Below are 14521 nucleotides of genomic sequence, written 5' to 3' on the forward strand. Positions count from 1 at the left end.
GCCGGATGCCGCCGGGGGCAGCCGTGGGGCCCTCAGCCGCCTCGCTTCGTCCTCGGCGTCTTCTTCGCAGCGCTCTTGGCCGCCGAGGCTTTCTTCAACGTCGCGGTCTTCTTCACTCCCACTTTGCGCGCCACCTTCTTCGCTCCCGCGGCCCCTGCCTTCGGTGTGTGCTTGCTCTGTGCGCGCCGGGCCGTCGCCTGCTCCAGGGCGGGCATTCGAGGTTCGGCGGGCAGGCCCGGGCCGACGTCGTAGGCGGTCGTCCGCCACGTCATGTTCCTTCGTAGGTGCTCCCCCCACGCCGGATGCGTCAGTTGGATGTCCAGGAAGGGGCCGGACCGCTTCACCTTCGACACGAAGGCCTGGGCGTTCGCGTTCATCCACTCGCCGGTGAAGACCTTGCGCCCCCCTGCCTCCCGCACGAGCGCCGCGTCCTTCAGGTGCCGGTACTTGCTGAACTCGGCGTCGTCCGCCTTCTCGATGGGGTCGTAGATCAACATCAAGGCGAACACGGCGTGAGGCGCGGGCTTCCCGGCGTCAGGGTGCACGCGCGTCACGGACAGGCGGACCGTCTGTCGGGCCACTCCGAGGACACGGACCGCGTAGAGATCAGACATCCCACGAGGATACCGCCTCCGGAGTGGGCCGCCGTGCGGCACTCACCTTTCCTCGGGGGCAAGTATTGGACTCCGTGAGCCGAGGGAGCGCACACCATGTCAGAGTCGCAGCCACGTCCCGCGCAGTCGGCTCTCAAAACGAGGGTGGCTCCGGCGGCCACCGGCCGGACGCGGCTCGGAGGGTTCAGCCACGCCGTTGCGGCGATCTCCATGCTCTACCAGACGGGACTCTTCTACATGGTGCTGCTGCACGACGGAGTGGTGCACACCCAGTACTCCATCCATAGGCCGCCCGAGCAGCTCTCACAGGAGCGTGTGGTGCCGTGGGCGCTGTTCACGCTGAGCGGCCTGTTGCCGGCCCTGGTTGCCCTGTGCGGCCACTCCCTCAAGCGCCGGTGGCTCCAGTCCACCGGCTGGCTGCTCATCCTGGCGCGGGCATTGCGTCCGAATAAATAGTTTAAATAGTAAAACAAGTAATGCATGGTGAGGCCTTCATCCGTTGCAAGGAGGCACCATGCGAAGGTTCCACGCACTGCTGACGGTCGCGCTGGTGGGCTGTGGCGTACCCGAAGCCGTCGACCTCACCGGGCAGCGAGCAGGCGTTGAAACGGCGTTGATCAACGTCACCCTCAACAAGCCGGCCACGGCCAGTTCCACCCAGGGCCTGTTCCTTCCGGAGTACGCGGTGGACGGGAACATCACCAGCGATGACTCGCGCTGGTGCCCGGGCATCTACAACCCGACGCGGCAGCTCGACATCGATCTCCAGGGCACGTTCGACCTGGTCCGGATGGAGCTCTACACCGGCTTCCGGGACACCCGGCCCATCCAGAACTACGAGATCGCGTATGACGACGGAACAGGCTGGAAGCTCATTCCGGGTGCCAGCCAGAGCGCCAACACGAGCGTCGCGGTGGCCACGACCTTCACGCAGCCGGTGATGGCGAACAAGGTGCGGCTCACCTGCCTGGATCCGCTCGCGGACAACTGCCGGGTGAAGGAGCTGTGGGTGTTCGGCACGCCCCACGGCAGCACCGCGAACCTTCCGCCAGTGCCCAACGCAGGGCCGGACGTGTCGCTCACGCTGCCCGCGAACAGCGTGACGTTGAGCGGCAGCGCGACCGATCCGGACGGGACCATCGCCTCGCTGGCCTGGACGCAGGTGGCGGGGCCCACCGCGACGCTGAGCGGCGCGAGCACGGCGAGCTTGAGCGTGAGTGGCCTCTCCGCTGGTGTCTCCACCTTCCGGCTCACCGCCACGGATGACGACGGGGCCACCGCCTCCGACGACGTGAGCGTAACGGTGACGGCTCCAGTCGCCGTGTCCAACATCGCGCTCAACAAGCCCGTCTCCGCGGGCAGCAGCAGCACGACCTATGTGCCGGCGTTCGCGGTGGACGGCTCGCTCACCACCCGTTGGGAGTCCGCCTACAGCTTCCTCACGCACAACTACTTCGACGTGGACCTCCAGGGGCCGCACGAAGTGGTGAGCGCGGAGCTGCACCTGTCCACCAGCGCGACCGCCTCCTATGCGATGACCGCCTTCGAGCTCCAGGCCTGGGACGGAGGCTGCTGGAAGACCATTCCCGGCACCGTGGTGGAGGGCAATCCGCTGAACAGCACGGTGAAGTCGCTGACCTTCACCAGCCCGGTCGTCACCACCCGGGTCCGGCTGGTGTGCAAGGACGCGCCGTACTGCCGGCTGCGGGAGCTCAAGCTGATGGGAACGCCGGGCGCCATCCTGCCCACGGGGCCCACCACCTGCGCCGCCGGCCAGCAGACCGTGTCGCGAGGTCCCCGCTATGACGCGGCGGTGTTCCTCCCCGAGCACTACAACGACGACCGCACCACCCAGTGGCCGCTCATCATCGCGCTCCACGGGATTGGCGGCTCGACGCTCAACCTGGAACACACGGCGGTGCTGAGCAACCCCGAGGGGCTGGCGAAGCAATTCAACTCAGCCAGCTTCCGCGCGGCGATGCAGGCGATCGTCATCTCTCCCAATCAGCGCATGCCCGTCACCAACAGTGGTAACGGTTGGTTCAACGCCAGCACGTTGATGGCGCTGCTGGAGGACGCGAAGAAGAACTACCGGGTGGACGCGGACCGCGTCTACTTCACGGGCCTGAGCGGCGGTGCCAACACCAGCATCGAACTGGGCATGACCCAGACGGCGCACCTGGCGGCGATCGTCCCCATCGCGCTGACCTCCACGCCGACGAACGACCCGAATGTCTGCGTGCTGAAGCCGCTGCCCATCTGGGCCTTCCACGGGGCGCTGGACACGCCCGGTCGCTCCACCAACCTCAAGACATGGCTGGACACGAAGTGCGGCGCGGGCGCGAGCGCGATGCGGGACGTCACCGTCTATCCCAACGGAGGCCACAACGGGGCGACCTGGGACACCGCCTACGCCGACCTGTCCCTCTACGACTGGCTCTTGCAGCAGCGCATCAGCGACCGGCAATAGGCATCCCGGTACGCCCGGCGCAAGGCACCGCGCCGGGCCGCGAGCGCACATCAATTCCGCTGGGAGAAGGGGCGTGCCCAGAGCACATCCCAGGTCCAGTCCGGGAAGGTCTGGCTGTGCGTGGTGATCCGCCCCCGCACCTGGGTGGCGGCGACCTGGGCGCCCTGTTGTCGTGCCTCGTCGAAGAGCTGGGCGCGCAGGCCGTGCCCGTCCACGTAGCTCCCGAACAGCAGTCCGGACTCCCCCACGGGCTCGGGTGGGGCGAGGCTGGGATTGACGGGCTTGAGCCCCCAGGCCTCCAGGACGTCTGGATACACCTCGTCCAGGTCCACCAGCTCGACACGGACGCCCCGGCCCCCACAGGGACAATCCCAGCCAATACCGCCCTCCAGCATGCCCGAGGCAAGCGTCCGCCCACGCGCGGGTGCGCCGCACAGGCCACACTTCACGGAGGCCACGTCGCCCACCCGCTGACCCTGTTCATCGAACACGAGGTGAATCACTTCCATGGGTTCGGTCTTCATGGGGGGCACGCTCAGAGCATGGGGGAGAAAGGCTTCTTGAGGGTCAGCGTGAGGCCCATCTCCCGGCCATGGGGGAGTCGCCCCGACAGGTCCCGCCCGTCCTGGAAGGGGAGGCTGAAGCGGAGGCCCACGGAGCCGTAGACGAAGCCGAGGAAGGGCGCCAGGTGGAGCGACGTCGTGGGCCGGTGGGCCGCTGTCCCCGTCTCGTGGGCCACGCCCGTCTCCAACCCGAAGAGCAGGAAGGTGCCCTGGACTCCGCCGCACAGCCGCGCGTGATTCCCATCCATCCACTGGCCCTGCCCGAAGACGCCCACGGCGCCAGACCTGAAGGAGCCCATGCGGTTGTTGTGCATCGCCAGGTTGAGCGTGGACTCCAGGCCCACGCCCCAGGCGGTGTCCTCCTGGCGGCGGCTCATGCTCAGCAGCGGGCCCACCGTGAACCAGGGCTGCGGCGAACCGTCGTCAGCCGAAGCGGCCGGGACGACCAGCGCGAGCAGGGCAAGGGCGTTCATCACACCAGGATACGCGGGAGCCCCCATCGCCCGGGTTCTCCCCTCCAGACACTGTCCATGCAGGGGGATGCACTACGCTCTTCCCCATGGCGCCCTCACCCTTCCAGGCGGAGTTCCGCGTGCTCATCGGTCCGGACTGGGTGCCGCTCCCGTTCCTGGAAGGGCTGGAGGCAGAAGCGGTGGACACGTACCTCCGTCATCCGTCCGTGACCTGTTGCAGCTTCCAGGGCGGCTTCTTCATCGATGTGGGGGGCCAGCCCTTCAGCGATGACGGGTCGGTGGACGAGTTCTGGATGACGTGGAGCTGGTTCTTCGCGCTGAAGGCGCTGCTCGATGGCGCGGCGGAGACGGGCGCCCACCCCTGGGAGGAGTCCCACATGCGTCTCTGGCGCCAGGGGGACGTCCTGAGCATGGAGGACCGGAGCGCCTCGGAGAAACCCATCTCGCCCCGGGTCGAAGTGGCGTTTCTTCCCTTCGCCCGATCCCTGGCGCGGCAGGGGCTCGCGTTCCTCGCGTGGGCGGAGCGGGTGCTCGCGGCGGTGGACGCGCGCGAGCCTCCGGTGCCGGAGGCCCTCAAGACGGAGTTCAGCCGGGCCCTGAGGCTTCCCCGCGACGTCCTGGAGGACGTCGCCTCCAGGGTGGGCGTGACGGCTACCGGGGGATGAGGATCACATCCTCATCCTGTTCCAGCCGGTACGTTCCGTCAGGCTGCAGGCAACGCTCGGCATGCCCACGGATTCGCGCATCGAGCCTTTGTGCTTCGTCCGGAGTCAGGGCCGCCAGTTGCGCGGCCGTGTAACACCCCTCCAGCACGAGGAAGCGGCAGAGCGTGTACATCTCCTCGAAGGTCTTCGCGGCGAACCCGCTCATCGTCGGGAACGTCTCGTGGGGCAGGTGCTTCCGCCGCACCTCTTCGACGACCTCCTCGCTGAAGTGCAGGGCGTCGGAGAACTCGCGGCACATCGCATGGGTCGGACCCCGGGCGGCGGCCATCACAATCAGACAGCTTCCGCCGGGCCGCACGAAGCCAAGCAGTCTGTCGATGAAGGCGCCCCATTCAGAGACAGGGACGTGGTACAGGACGTGGGAGCAGACGACCAGGTCGAATTTGTCATTGGAGGCGTACCGCTCCAGGGAGACAGGGAGGACCGTCGCCTTCGCATGATGGAAGCCGGAGCTCTGCTCGGGATGAGGTTCCAGCAGGGTGAGCGAGTCGAAATGCGGAGCGAGCCGTTCCGCGACCTTGCCCGCCCCCGCTCCGACATCCAGCAGGGTGCGGTGCTCGGGACGGTCTGGGAACAGCCGCTCCGTGACGATCTGATGGATGTTCGTCGGATGCCTTGCGGACGCCGCGAGAATGCGGAACGCCGTGGCGTACTCCTGCGGTGACATCGTGATGGCCATGATTCCCCCGGTGTAAGGACGAGTGCCGGGGGGAGGCTATCATTTCAGGAAGACCTCTTCTGGGAACGCGCACGGGTCGGTTCGGGAGCCTTCCCAGCGGCGGCCTTCGACGCGCCGCCGACGAACTCCGCCAGGTGCTTGCCGGTCAGCGTCGACTTCGCCGCGACCAGGTCCGCCGGGGTGCCTTCGAACACGATGCGTCCGCCGTCGTGGCCCGCGCCCGGCCCCAGGTCGATGATCCAGTCCGCGTGCGCCATCACCGCCTGGTTGTGCTCGATCACGATGACGGACTTCCCGGAGTCGACCAGCCGGTCCAACAGCCCGAGCAACTGCTGGAGGTCGGCCAGGTGGAGGCCGGTGGTCGGCTCATCGAGCACATAGACGCCGCCTTCGTCCCCCATGTGCGTCGCGAGCTTGAGCCGCTGCCGCTCGCCACCCGACAGCGTGGTGAGCGGCTGGCCGAGCCGGAGGTAGCCGAGGCCCACGTCGGCCATGCGCTGGAGGATGGCGGACGCGGCAGGCGTCTGCGCCTTGCCTGAACCGAAGAAGGCGACCGCGTCCTTCACGGGCAGGTCGAGCACCTGGGCGATGTTGAGCCCGCCGAGCTTGTACTCCAGCACCGACGCCTGGAACCGCCGGCCTTCGCAGTCCTCGCAGACCGTGGTGACGCCGGCCATCATCGCCAGGTCGGTGTAGATGACGCCGGCGCCGTTGCAGGTCGGGCAGGCGCCCTCGGAGTTGGCGCTGAACAGGGCCGGCTTCACGCCGTTGGCCTTGGCGAACGCCTTGCGGATCGGCTCCAGCAGGTCGGTGTACGTCGCGGGGTTGCTGCGCCGCGAGCCGCGAATCGGCGCCTGGTCGATGGACACCACCCCGTCCCGGGTTCCCACCGAGCCGTGGATCAGCGAGCTCTTGCCCGACCCGGCCACGCCCGTCACCACCACCAGCACGCCGAGCGGGATGTCGACGTCGACCTTCTTCAGGTTGTGCGTGTTGGCGCCGCGTACCTTCAGGACGCCAGAAGGCTTGCGCACGGACGGCTTCAGGGCGACCCGGTCGCTCAGGTGGCGCCCGGTGAGCGTGTCGCTGGCGCGCAGGGCTTCGACAGTGCCTTCGAAGACCACTTCGCCGCCAGCGGTGCCAGCGCCGGGGCCCAGGTCGACGACGTGGTCGGCGATCGCGATCATCTCCGGCTTGTGCTCGACCACGAGCACGGTGTTGCCCTTGTCGCGCAGGCGCAGCAGCAGCTCGTTCATCCGCTGGATGTCGTGCGGGTGCAGGCCGACCGTCGGCTCGTCGAAGACGTAGGTCACGTCGGTGAGCGAGGACCCGAGGTGGCGGATCATCTTGGTGCGCTGCGCCTCACCGCCCGACAGCGTGCCGGCGGGCCGGTCGAGGCTGAGGTAGCCCAGGCCGATCTCCACGAACGATTCGAGCGTGTGCCGCAGCGACGCCAGCAGCGGGGCGACGGACGGCGAGTCCAGGCCGCGCACCCATTCAGCGAGGTCGCTGATCTGCATCGCGCAGGCATCGGCGATGTTGATGCCCTTGATCTTGGAGGACCGGGCGGCCTCGCTGAGCCGGGTGCCCTTGCATTCGGGGCAGGCGGTGAAGGTGACCGCGCGCTCCACGAACGCACGGATGTGCGGCTGCATCGCGTCCACGTCCTTGGACAGGAACGACTTCTGGATCCGCGGGATGAGCCCCTCGTAGGTGAGGTTCATCTTCTCGACCTTCACCTTGGTCGGTTCCTTGTGGAGGAAGTCGTGGAGCTCCTGCTTGGTGTACTTGCGGATCGGCTTGTCCGGGTCGAGGAAGCCCGAGGCCCCGAAGATGCGCACGAGCCAGCCATCCGCGGTGTAGCCGGGGATGGTGATGGCGCCCTCGTTGAGCGACTTGCTGTCGTCATACAGCTGGGTCAGGTCGATGTCGCTGACCTGCCCCATGCCCTCGCACTTCGGACACATGCCGCCGGTGACGTTGAAGACCTTCTTCTCGGTCTTGCCCTCGCCCTTCTCGACGGTCATCTCTCCGGTGGCGCGGACCGACGGGACGTTGAAGGAGAAGGCGTTGGAAGAACCGATGTGCGGCTTGCCCAGGCGGCTGAACAGCACGCGCAGCATGGCGTTGGCGTCCGTCGCGGTGCCGACCGTCGAGCGGGAGTTGGCGCCCATGCGCTCCTGGTCGACGATGATGGCGGTGGTCAGTCCCTCCAGGACATCGACCTCGGGCCGGCCCAGCGTGGGCATGAAGCCCTGGACGAACGCGCTGTAGGTCTCGTTGATCAACCGCTGCGACTCCGCGGCGATGGTGCCGAAGACGAGCGACGACTTGCCGGAGCCGGAGACGCCGGTGAAGACGGTGAGCCGCCGCTTGGGCAGCTCCACGCTGACGTCCTTCAGGTTGTTCTCGCGAGCACCCTGGACGCGGATCAGGTCATGGCTGTCCGCGGGATTCGAACGGTGCTGCGAGGCGATCTTGTCGGAGGAGGTCATGGGTCCATTTTCTCCAGCAGTTGTTCGAGGCGGTCGACGTGCTCCGACCAGAACGCGCGATAGTGCGCGAGCCAGTCGATGAGCGGCTTCATTCCGCGTGGATCCACCTGGTAGTAGGTGCAACGCCCTTCACGCCGGCCCTTCACCAGACCGGCGTCCTTCAAGGCAGCGAGGTGCTGGGAGACCGCGGGCTGCGAGATGTCGAATCGCGCCGTGAGGTCCTTCACCGCCGCTTCGCCACGCGTGAGGGACACGAGAATCGCCCGGCGGTTCGGGTCCGCCAGCGCCTGGAATATCTTGTCCTCGGCCACGGCCACGCGCTGCATGCGGGACGCATAAGTGGATGCTTATGGCTAGTCAAGCCTCCCCTATCTGTCCGCCACGGCCAGGACGAAGCGCGCGTAGCCCAGCTCCGCCGCGTTCTTCATCAGCTCCAGGTTCACCCACGCGACGATGTCCGCGAAGGGCCTGCCCTCCAGGGGCCAGCGGGTGCGCTTCGACGATCGCAGCTCGGCGTCGTCCAGGTCCATGACGGAGGTCCGCCACTGGTCGTGCAGGCGTGTGATCCATACCTGGACGCCCTCGGCGGTTCCGGGCCAGTGCACGTCCTCTCGCTTCAGCGCACCCGTGCCGAACGAATGGTCGTGCACCATCGACCACCAGAAGCCCATGTGCCAGGTCAGCCAGGCGATGGACGCGGGTCCGATGTCATAGCCCTCGGACTCCGGCCACTCCGCGCGCCAGACGCCGTCCTGGCCTTGCTCCACGTGCAGGCCCTTCCGCGCGGGCCGCAGGAGGCACTCCCGCGTCGTGAGCCCATTGAGATGGTATTGGGTGAGCGCCCAGGCCGTGTCGAGTTGCGTCAACAACACGCTTCGCAGGCCGCTGTTCTCCTGAGAGTCCATGGAGAGAGCCTTTCACGATTCCCGCAGCCCGCACACACCTCACGAAGGCGTGACGACCCCGCGACGAGGTCGAGGGGGAGTGTAGAAGGTGCGGCTGAGGGGCTTCGGCCTCTCATCCAATGGGAACTGGCGAAGGCGGACCCCCGATGAAGCTCGCGGGCGTCAACAAGTAGTGAAGGCAGAGCGCGAACAGACCACCGAACAGCAGTAGCGCCACGGCCAGCGCGGCTCGCCGTCTTATCGGTGAGTCCAGGCGCGAACGGAGGAGCACCGTAGGGCCAGCAACGCCGATCGCCAACAAGATGATGAGGCAGGCCAGTGAGGCCCCGAGCCAAACAGTCGCCAGCAAACCCAGCCGCTCGGAATCGGTCATCAGCGTGAAGCCCGACAGTACCCAGAGGCTCGTGAGCAGACTGCCTACCGACAGGGCCGCTCCAAGTCGCCGGAGCCGGGTGAACCCCTGGAGCCGTGCGAACGCCTCCAGTCCGAGGTCCAATGTTGCTACGAGCAATAGGGGGGCCACCATCAAGGCAAAGGGTGGTGGAAACGCGAAGAGCGCATTGAAGGCGACGACATAAACCCAAGGCGCGGCGAGCAGGCCCGCCAGCAGCGCACCAAGTCCGATTGCGCCCGGGTTCTCCCAACGTGCGGCGGTCATCGGCGTGCGGCTCCTGCGGCGGGAACGGGAACCCTGAACTCCCGCTCGAAGGCGATTCGGGTGATGAGCGGTACATACCCATGTTGGAATTGTAGCTGCCACCAGGCCGTAATGCCTTGTGACGCGTCGGTGTCGAGTCCGCCGTCCGCGCCATACTCTTGCAGGTCGTCATCATCCAGACCAAAAACGTCGTAGAAGACATACTCCAGTTTGATGGTGTACTCGCTGGTGGTTCGGTTGAGCCGATACTCTTTTGCGACGATGACGGCGTGCTGGATGCCATTGATCATCACCCCCAGCCCATTGCTGAAATCACCTGTATGCCATGCGGGGCTGCCTTCGTTGAACGCGGGTACGCCCAAGCCTGTTACGGGCGTGACCGCATTGATGTTCCAGCCCACTTTTTCGAGCGCCTGATGGATTCGCACCTGTCCCACTGTACGCTCCGGCGAATTCGGTGCGGACAGTGCTCGATGGACGAAGGTGGTGATGTTGGGATGAGCCTCCGCATCCGCGGTGAGGCCAGTGTCACTCCAGAAGAGCAGGGCGCGCTGTGGCTTGAGAAAGGCATCAAACAGCCGCCGAGCCTTGCCTCGGGTGTCATTGCTCGCGAACTTCTTCAACAGGCGCCGCATCTTGCCATCCAGGGCAGCGGGAGTTGTACCCACGCTGGGTCCATGGGGTTGCGCACGTCCCGTTGCGAACGAAAGGTCCTGGCCGAACCCCAGTACGTGCTTGCCCGGAAGCTTTGGGTCCGCGATGAAATGCGTAGGCTTCAAATAGGTGTCCGTGGCGACGGCGATGATCTTCGGTTGGGTGAGTTGAAATGCGACAGAGGGATCGTGGGCCGGGCTGTGAACTTGCTGGACGGGGGAGCCAAAGTGCTGCGCTGTGACGACCGTCCTGGCGTTCTGAGAGGCGGCCGGGGTCGGGTGTGCGGGCTGGACGGGCTTGATCAACTCACGTGACACGTACCCCTTCAAGGGCATCCGGCTTTCGTGACGGCACTCAACGTAAAGCCAGCCGCCCGAGCTGGAAACGATCTGGACGTTTTCTCCATGTGGCAGATCCGCCAGCGTACGAGTGCTTTTGGCCGGGCCGTGCCTGAGCGCGGCACTCCAAGGAATGACTTTGCCAGGCCAGGGATAGGTGGTGGGCTGCTGAGCTTCGAATGGCATGGCATCCACCCGTGTTCGTATGGTTCAGCGCCACGATACTACATCCCGTTCTATCCCTTGCGATGTGAGTCACTGTCTGGATTCATGGTGGGGTGGGTAGAAAGAGACGCGCCGTGAACGAAAGCCCCGCTGGGCGCCCGCAGGGGTAGTCTGTCCGGCATGCCGCTGAAGGTGATGACGCTCAACATCCTGATGGGAGGCGAGGAGCGGATGCCGCTGCTCCTGGCCCTCATCGCCCGTGAGAACCCGGACGTGCTCGTGCTGCAGGAGTGCCTGGGTTGGGAGGACGGCGAGCGGCTCCGTCAGGTCGCCGCCGCGCTCAACCTCCCCGCCACCGACGCCCACGTGCGGCTGGGCGCCGCGCGTGCCCGTCCCAGTGGCAGCCGCTACCACGTCGCCATCGCGAGCCGCTGGCCCCTGCGCTCGGTCCGCGCCCACGCGGATGCCCACTTCATCGGCCACTGCCTCCTCGAATGCGAGCTGGAGACAGGCGCGGAGCCGCTGACCATCTTCGCGGCCCACTTCGACTCCCACCATGAGTCCCTGCGCTTCGTGGAGGCGCGCTACCTGCGCTCCCTCATCGAGCCCTCGGCCTTCGGTTCACGGGCCTTCATCCTGGCCGGAGACCTCAACTCCCTGTCGCGCTCGGACCCCTATCCGGTGGACCTGGCGGATCGCGTCCGCCGCGCCAGGGTGGACAAGTATGGCCACCCGCCGCGCTTCGACGTCATCGACGACCTGGAGGGCTTCGGCTGGCGGGACACGCTGCGTCTCAAGCCGGGCTCCTCCCAGTGGGCCACCGCCCGGCGCCAGCGCGAGGGTGAGGTCATCGACTTCCGCACCGACTACGTCTTCGCCTCGCCCGCGCTGGCCCGGCGGCTGAGCTCGGCTCAGGTGGTGGACGTAGGCACCGCCTCCGACCATCACGCCCTGACCGCGAGCTTCAGCGACGCTTGAGGCACCGCCTTACCCCAGCTCGTTGCGCTGGAGGGACTCCGCCTCCGCCACGATGGCCGCGCGGATCTTCCCCTTCAGGGGCGCCTCGTTCTTGAGCACCTCCTTGAGGGCGGCCGTCTTTCCGTAGAACACCCAGGTGGAGGAATGACTGCCTCCGCTGGGGGTGGAGACCCGCACCTCGAAGAAGCGCTCCAGCTTGCCCTTGTCTCCGCTCAGCGGAGCCACCCGGAACTCGACGTCGCCCACGCCGTCCACGAGCGTTCCGCCCGCGAAGCGGGTGCTCACCGCGGTGAAGGTTCCCGTGTCGGGCACGCCCTGGAGCGCACGCCCCGACAGCTCGTGGAGCGCGGCGCCAATCGCCTGTTGCAGCTTCTGTTCGTTCAGGACGATCTGCATGGGGACCTCAGGGAGAGTTGTACCTGGCCTTGATGGCCGCGATGGAGCGCTCGAGCGCCTGGATCCGTTCGATGCTCAAGACCGGGCTCAGCCCCGGAGGCAGCGGGGGCGCGTTGGATGCCTGCCCCAGTTCCATCATGCGGGCGTGGATGTAGGCCTGGTTGAGGTACTGGAGATACTGCGCTTCCTGCGCCTTGGTCAGCGAGGACATGGCGGCCTCCACGGGCTTGACCAGGGCCTGGAGCTCGACCTCCGCGGCCTTCGGCACGTTGCGCACGAGCGGCTTGCCCAGCAACACGTCGTAGGGGATGTGCTCCGCGTTGGCGATCGTCAGCACCTCCTTGCCGATGATCTGCAACTCGCCGCGCACGCCGTTGCCGTGCTTCAGGTAGGCGCACACCACCGTGTAGCCGCTGTCCATCAGCTTGGACTCGGTGATGCGCAGGGGAGGCTTCCCGCCTTCCATCGCCGCGATCTGCAACGCCTCCAGGTGCTCGGCGGTGAAATAGGGCTTACCCCCGGGCCCATGGAGGTTGTTGATCTCGATGACCTCCATCTCCCCCAGCCGGATGGCCTCCGCGAGCCGGTTCACCACCCGCGTCATCGCCGCCGGTGACGTGTCCGACAGGACGAGCCGCGTGCCAATGGCATCCCAGAGGTTGGCGATGGCCTCCTGGACGGTGGAGACCTTCGCCCCGAACCGGTCGACCGCGCGCTGCAACCGGTTGGCCGCGGAGACGGGATCCTTCGCGCGCGCCTGCACGGAGCCCATCTCCTTGAACACGCGAGCAATCAGGTTGCGAGCGGGCGCCAGCTCCTTCTCGTACAGGGGCGCGGCCTGCTCGGCGAGCTCCGCGATGGTGGGGGAGGGGGGCTTTTCGCGCTCGCGCAGGCGTCTGGCGACCTGGCGGGGACCGGGCACCGGGGACTTGCCCGCGGTGTGATTGGCGGCGCGTTCCTTGAGCCACGACGCCAGGCGGGTCGAGCCGAAGGCCTTCTCCACAGCGGTGCCCTTGAGCGCCTTGAGCGCCGCGCCAACGCCCTTGGCCGCGGCCCACATCGCCAGCACTTCGACCAGGACGCCCGCGAGGACCCCGATGGTCTCGGCCAGCTCCAGCGCCGCCTCGTCCAGCCGCTGCGCGTTCCCGCGCGCGTCCCACACCTTGCTGAAGAACTTCCCGAACGCGGAGCCGATCTTCTTGAGCGAGTCGAAGATCCACTTGGCCAGGAAGGCCAATCCCATCCACTCCAGGAGCGCGAGCCCGACCTCGAACCCCGCGGCCGCCCCCGGCGCGGCACCGGCACCGCCCGCGAGCGCGCCCAGCGCGGCGCCCACCGCCGTGCAGATGGCGAGGAAGAGGATGGCACCCACCGCCATCTCGAGGAGCGCGATGAGGACGGTGCGCAGGGCCTGCTCGACGTGCCGCGTGACCGCCTCGGGGATGTACTTCAGCGACAGCTTGATGGCCTCCCAGATGTCGCTCAGCAGCTCGGCCACCCGCTGGAAGCCGGACGCGAGCGCGTCCACCACGTTGAAGCTGTACGAGCCCGAGTTGACCGACCCTCGCAGCCCCTTGGCGAAGTCCTTGCTGGGGATCCAGATGTACGTGTCGGCCTTGAACTCGAGCGACTTCCAGCCCGCCGTGGTGTTGGGAATGGCCCGCCGGTTGACCTGGGCGAGCACGGCCACGAAGAAGCGCAGGTCCGCGCCCCACGCGTGCGCGACGTCGCCGTAGTACGTCTCCGCGATGGCGATGGCCGTGCCGCTCACGCCGCTGGCGACGCGGTGGAGCCGGGCGTTCGGCTCGGGCATCGGGTGGCGCGGCGCGGACCAGACGTAGTCGCCGGAGACGAAGCCCACGCGCCCATCCCGCGTGCTCACCGACAGCCAGCCGCCGGGCATCTGCGCGATCACCTGCACGGGCGTGTTGAACGCCAGGGTCCCGAGGACGTTGTTGCCCTGCTCGGGACTGGAGCGCAGTTGGAGGGGCGGCGACTTGTTCCACATGACGACGCCCACCCCATGCGCGGGCGGGGCGTCCGGAGTCCGCACGGGGAGGGGCGCCGCGGGTTTGATGACCGCTGGGGCGTTAGCGCGCGTCAGCCCCACGAGCTTCCCCGTCTTGAAGGCATCCGCCAGGCGCTGCTTCATCACGGGGTCGGCTGGCCACGTCGCGGAGCCCGGCGTCGCCGCGCAGGCGGTGTACATCTCCCGGACGGCCTGCCGGTGCGTGCGCATCCACCCGTCGAGGCACATCTGCATCACGGCGGGAGCCACCCGGCGGCTCGTGTTCTTCGCCTCCGCGTCGTTCCACAGGACGACAACGTAGGTGGCCCCGCCGCCGGAAAGTACCCACTGCTTCGACATGGCTTCCCTTCAGGTGACGGGTGCGATGGATGCTAGCCAG

15 protein-coding genes are annotated in these 14521 nt (G+C 67.3%); 4 read left to right on the forward strand and 11 right to left on the reverse strand.

All coding sequences use genetic code 11. From position 1 onward, the window contains the following. Positions 1-32: 32 nt before the first annotated feature. The gene (locus ACX114_RS16965) at positions 33-614 is read right to left on the reverse strand and encodes a hypothetical protein (protein ID WP_459299133.1); all 582 of its coding nucleotides are present in this window, start codon (positions 612-614) and stop codon (positions 33-35) included. 210 nt (positions 615-824) lie between these two features. On the opposite strand from ACX114_RS16965, the gene ACX114_RS16970 reads away from it, so the two are divergent. Then, on the forward strand, positions 825-1070 hold the full coding sequence (locus ACX114_RS16970) for a hypothetical protein (RefSeq protein WP_459299134.1): 246 nt from the start codon (positions 825-827) through the stop codon (positions 1068-1070). 58 nt (positions 1071-1128) lie between these two features. Continuing rightward, a complete protein-coding gene (locus ACX114_RS16975; RefSeq protein WP_459299135.1) occupies positions 1129-3084 on the forward strand; it encodes a discoidin domain-containing protein in 1956 nt (651 codons plus the stop codon). A 50-nt stretch (positions 3085-3134) separates the two neighbouring features. On the opposite strand, the gene ACX114_RS16980 is transcribed toward ACX114_RS16975, so the two are convergent. Both ACX114_RS16980 and ACX114_RS16985 read right to left on the reverse strand, forming a co-directional pair. Beyond that, positions 3135-3593 carry a hypothetical protein gene (locus ACX114_RS16980; RefSeq protein ID WP_459299136.1) on the reverse strand — a complete coding sequence of 153 codons (459 nt, stop codon included), beginning with the start codon at positions 3591-3593 and terminating at the stop codon, positions 3135-3137. A gap of 26 nt (positions 3594-3619) precedes the next feature. Continuing rightward, positions 3620-4120 (reverse strand): hypothetical protein, encoded by a 501-nt coding sequence (locus ACX114_RS16985; RefSeq protein ID WP_459299137.1) that lies wholly within the window; start codon positions 4118-4120, stop codon positions 3620-3622. An 86-nt stretch (positions 4121-4206) separates the two neighbouring features. Between ACX114_RS16985 and ACX114_RS16990 the strand changes: the two genes are divergently transcribed. Next, positions 4207-4785: a hypothetical protein gene (locus ACX114_RS16990; RefSeq protein WP_459299138.1), complete on the forward strand. Its 579-nt coding sequence runs from the start codon at positions 4207-4209 to the stop codon at positions 4783-4785. Here ACX114_RS16990 and ACX114_RS16995 read toward each other — a convergent pair. The 6 genes from ACX114_RS16995 to ACX114_RS17020 all read right to left on the reverse strand — a co-directional run bounded on the left by ACX114_RS16995 (position 4772) and on the right by ACX114_RS17020 (position 10760). Further along, positions 4772-5524 carry a class I SAM-dependent methyltransferase gene (locus ACX114_RS16995; protein ID WP_459299139.1) on the reverse strand — a complete coding sequence of 251 codons (753 nt, stop codon included), beginning with the start codon at positions 5522-5524 and terminating at the stop codon, positions 4772-4774. The genes ACX114_RS16990 and ACX114_RS16995 overlap by 14 nt on opposite strands. 44 nt (positions 5525-5568) lie before the next feature. Further along, entirely contained in the window at positions 5569-8019 is a 2451-nt protein-coding gene (locus tag ACX114_RS17000; RefSeq protein ID WP_459299140.1) for an ATP-binding cassette domain-containing protein, read from the reverse strand. Beyond that, positions 8016-8345, reverse strand: coding sequence for an ArsR/SmtB family transcription factor (locus ACX114_RS17005; RefSeq protein WP_459299141.1), 330 nt, complete (start codon positions 8343-8345; stop codon positions 8016-8018). Before ACX114_RS17005 ends, ACX114_RS17000 begins: the two co-directional genes overlap by 4 nt. Before the next feature lie 42 nt (positions 8346-8387). Continuing rightward, on the reverse strand, positions 8388-8924 hold the full coding sequence (locus ACX114_RS17010) for a DinB family protein (RefSeq protein ID WP_459299142.1): 537 nt from the start codon (positions 8922-8924) through the stop codon (positions 8388-8390). A 112-nt stretch (positions 8925-9036) separates the two neighbouring features. Further along, on the reverse strand, positions 9037-9582 hold the full coding sequence (locus tag ACX114_RS17015; protein WP_459299143.1) for a hypothetical protein: 546 nt from the start codon (positions 9580-9582) through the stop codon (positions 9037-9039). Next, positions 9579-10760 (reverse strand): SH3 domain-containing protein, encoded by a 1182-nt coding sequence (locus ACX114_RS17020; RefSeq protein WP_459299144.1) that lies wholly within the window; start codon positions 10758-10760, stop codon positions 9579-9581. The genes ACX114_RS17015 and ACX114_RS17020 overlap by 4 nt, the downstream gene beginning before the upstream one ends. A gap of 159 nt (positions 10761-10919) precedes the next feature. Here ACX114_RS17020 and ACX114_RS17025 point away from each other — a divergent pair, with 159 nt between their 5' ends. Further along, positions 10920-11717 carry an endonuclease/exonuclease/phosphatase family protein gene (locus ACX114_RS17025; protein ID WP_459299145.1) on the forward strand — a complete coding sequence of 266 codons (798 nt, stop codon included), beginning with the start codon at positions 10920-10922 and terminating at the stop codon, positions 11715-11717. 9 nt (positions 11718-11726) lie between these two features. Here the strand turns inward: ACX114_RS17025 and ACX114_RS17030 are convergent, their stop codons facing one another. Both ACX114_RS17030 and ACX114_RS17035 read right to left on the reverse strand, forming a co-directional pair. Beyond that, a complete protein-coding gene (locus tag ACX114_RS17030) occupies positions 11727-12113 on the reverse strand; it encodes a hypothetical protein (protein ID WP_459299146.1) in 387 nt (128 codons plus the stop codon). A 7-nt stretch (positions 12114-12120) separates the two neighbouring features. Next, a complete protein-coding gene (locus ACX114_RS17035; RefSeq protein ID WP_459299147.1) occupies positions 12121-14481 on the reverse strand; it encodes a DUF6861 domain-containing protein in 2361 nt (786 codons plus the stop codon). Positions 14482-14521: the final 40 nt, after the last annotated feature.

The organism is Corallococcus sp. M7, from assembly GCF_054512695.1.

Excerpts from the sequence above, each read along its gene's own strand:
- ACX114_RS16965 (WP_459299133.1), bottom strand. The coding sequence starts at position 614 with ATGTCTGATCTCTACGCGGTCCGTGTCCTCGGAGTGGCCCGACAGACG.
- ACX114_RS16970 (WP_459299134.1), top strand. The coding sequence starts at position 825 with ATGCTCTACCAGACGGGACTCTTCTACATGGTGCTGCTGCACGACGGA.
- ACX114_RS16975 (WP_459299135.1), top strand. The coding sequence starts at position 1,129 with ATGCGAAGGTTCCACGCACTGCTGACGGTCGCGCTGGTGGGCTGTGGC.
- ACX114_RS16980 (WP_459299136.1), bottom strand. The coding sequence starts at position 3,593 with ATGGAAGTGATTCACCTCGTGTTCGATGAACAGGGTCAGCGGGTGGGC.
- ACX114_RS16985 (WP_459299137.1), bottom strand. The coding sequence starts at position 4,120 with ATGAACGCCCTTGCCCTGCTCGCGCTGGTCGTCCCGGCCGCTTCGGCT.
- ACX114_RS16990 (WP_459299138.1), top strand. The coding sequence starts at position 4,207 with ATGGCGCCCTCACCCTTCCAGGCGGAGTTCCGCGTGCTCATCGGTCCG.
- ACX114_RS16995 (WP_459299139.1), bottom strand. The coding sequence starts at position 5,524 with ATGGCCATCACGATGTCACCGCAGGAGTACGCCACGGCGTTCCGCATT.
- ACX114_RS17000 (WP_459299140.1), bottom strand. The coding sequence starts at position 8,019 with ATGACCTCCTCCGACAAGATCGCCTCGCAGCACCGTTCGAATCCCGCG.
- ACX114_RS17005 (WP_459299141.1), bottom strand. The coding sequence starts at position 8,345 with ATGCAGCGCGTGGCCGTGGCCGAGGACAAGATATTCCAGGCGCTGGCG.
- ACX114_RS17010 (WP_459299142.1), bottom strand. The coding sequence starts at position 8,924 with ATGGACTCTCAGGAGAACAGCGGCCTGCGAAGCGTGTTGTTGACGCAA.
- ACX114_RS17015 (WP_459299143.1), bottom strand. The coding sequence starts at position 9,582 with ATGACCGCCGCACGTTGGGAGAACCCGGGCGCAATCGGACTTGGTGCG.
- ACX114_RS17020 (WP_459299144.1), bottom strand. The coding sequence starts at position 10,760 with ATGCCATTCGAAGCTCAGCAGCCCACCACCTATCCCTGGCCTGGCAAA.
- ACX114_RS17025 (WP_459299145.1), top strand. The coding sequence starts at position 10,920 with ATGCCGCTGAAGGTGATGACGCTCAACATCCTGATGGGAGGCGAGGAG.
- ACX114_RS17030 (WP_459299146.1), bottom strand. The coding sequence starts at position 12,113 with ATGCAGATCGTCCTGAACGAACAGAAGCTGCAACAGGCGATTGGCGCC.
- ACX114_RS17035 (WP_459299147.1), bottom strand. The coding sequence starts at position 14,481 with ATGTCGAAGCAGTGGGTACTTTCCGGCGGCGGGGCCACCTACGTTGTC.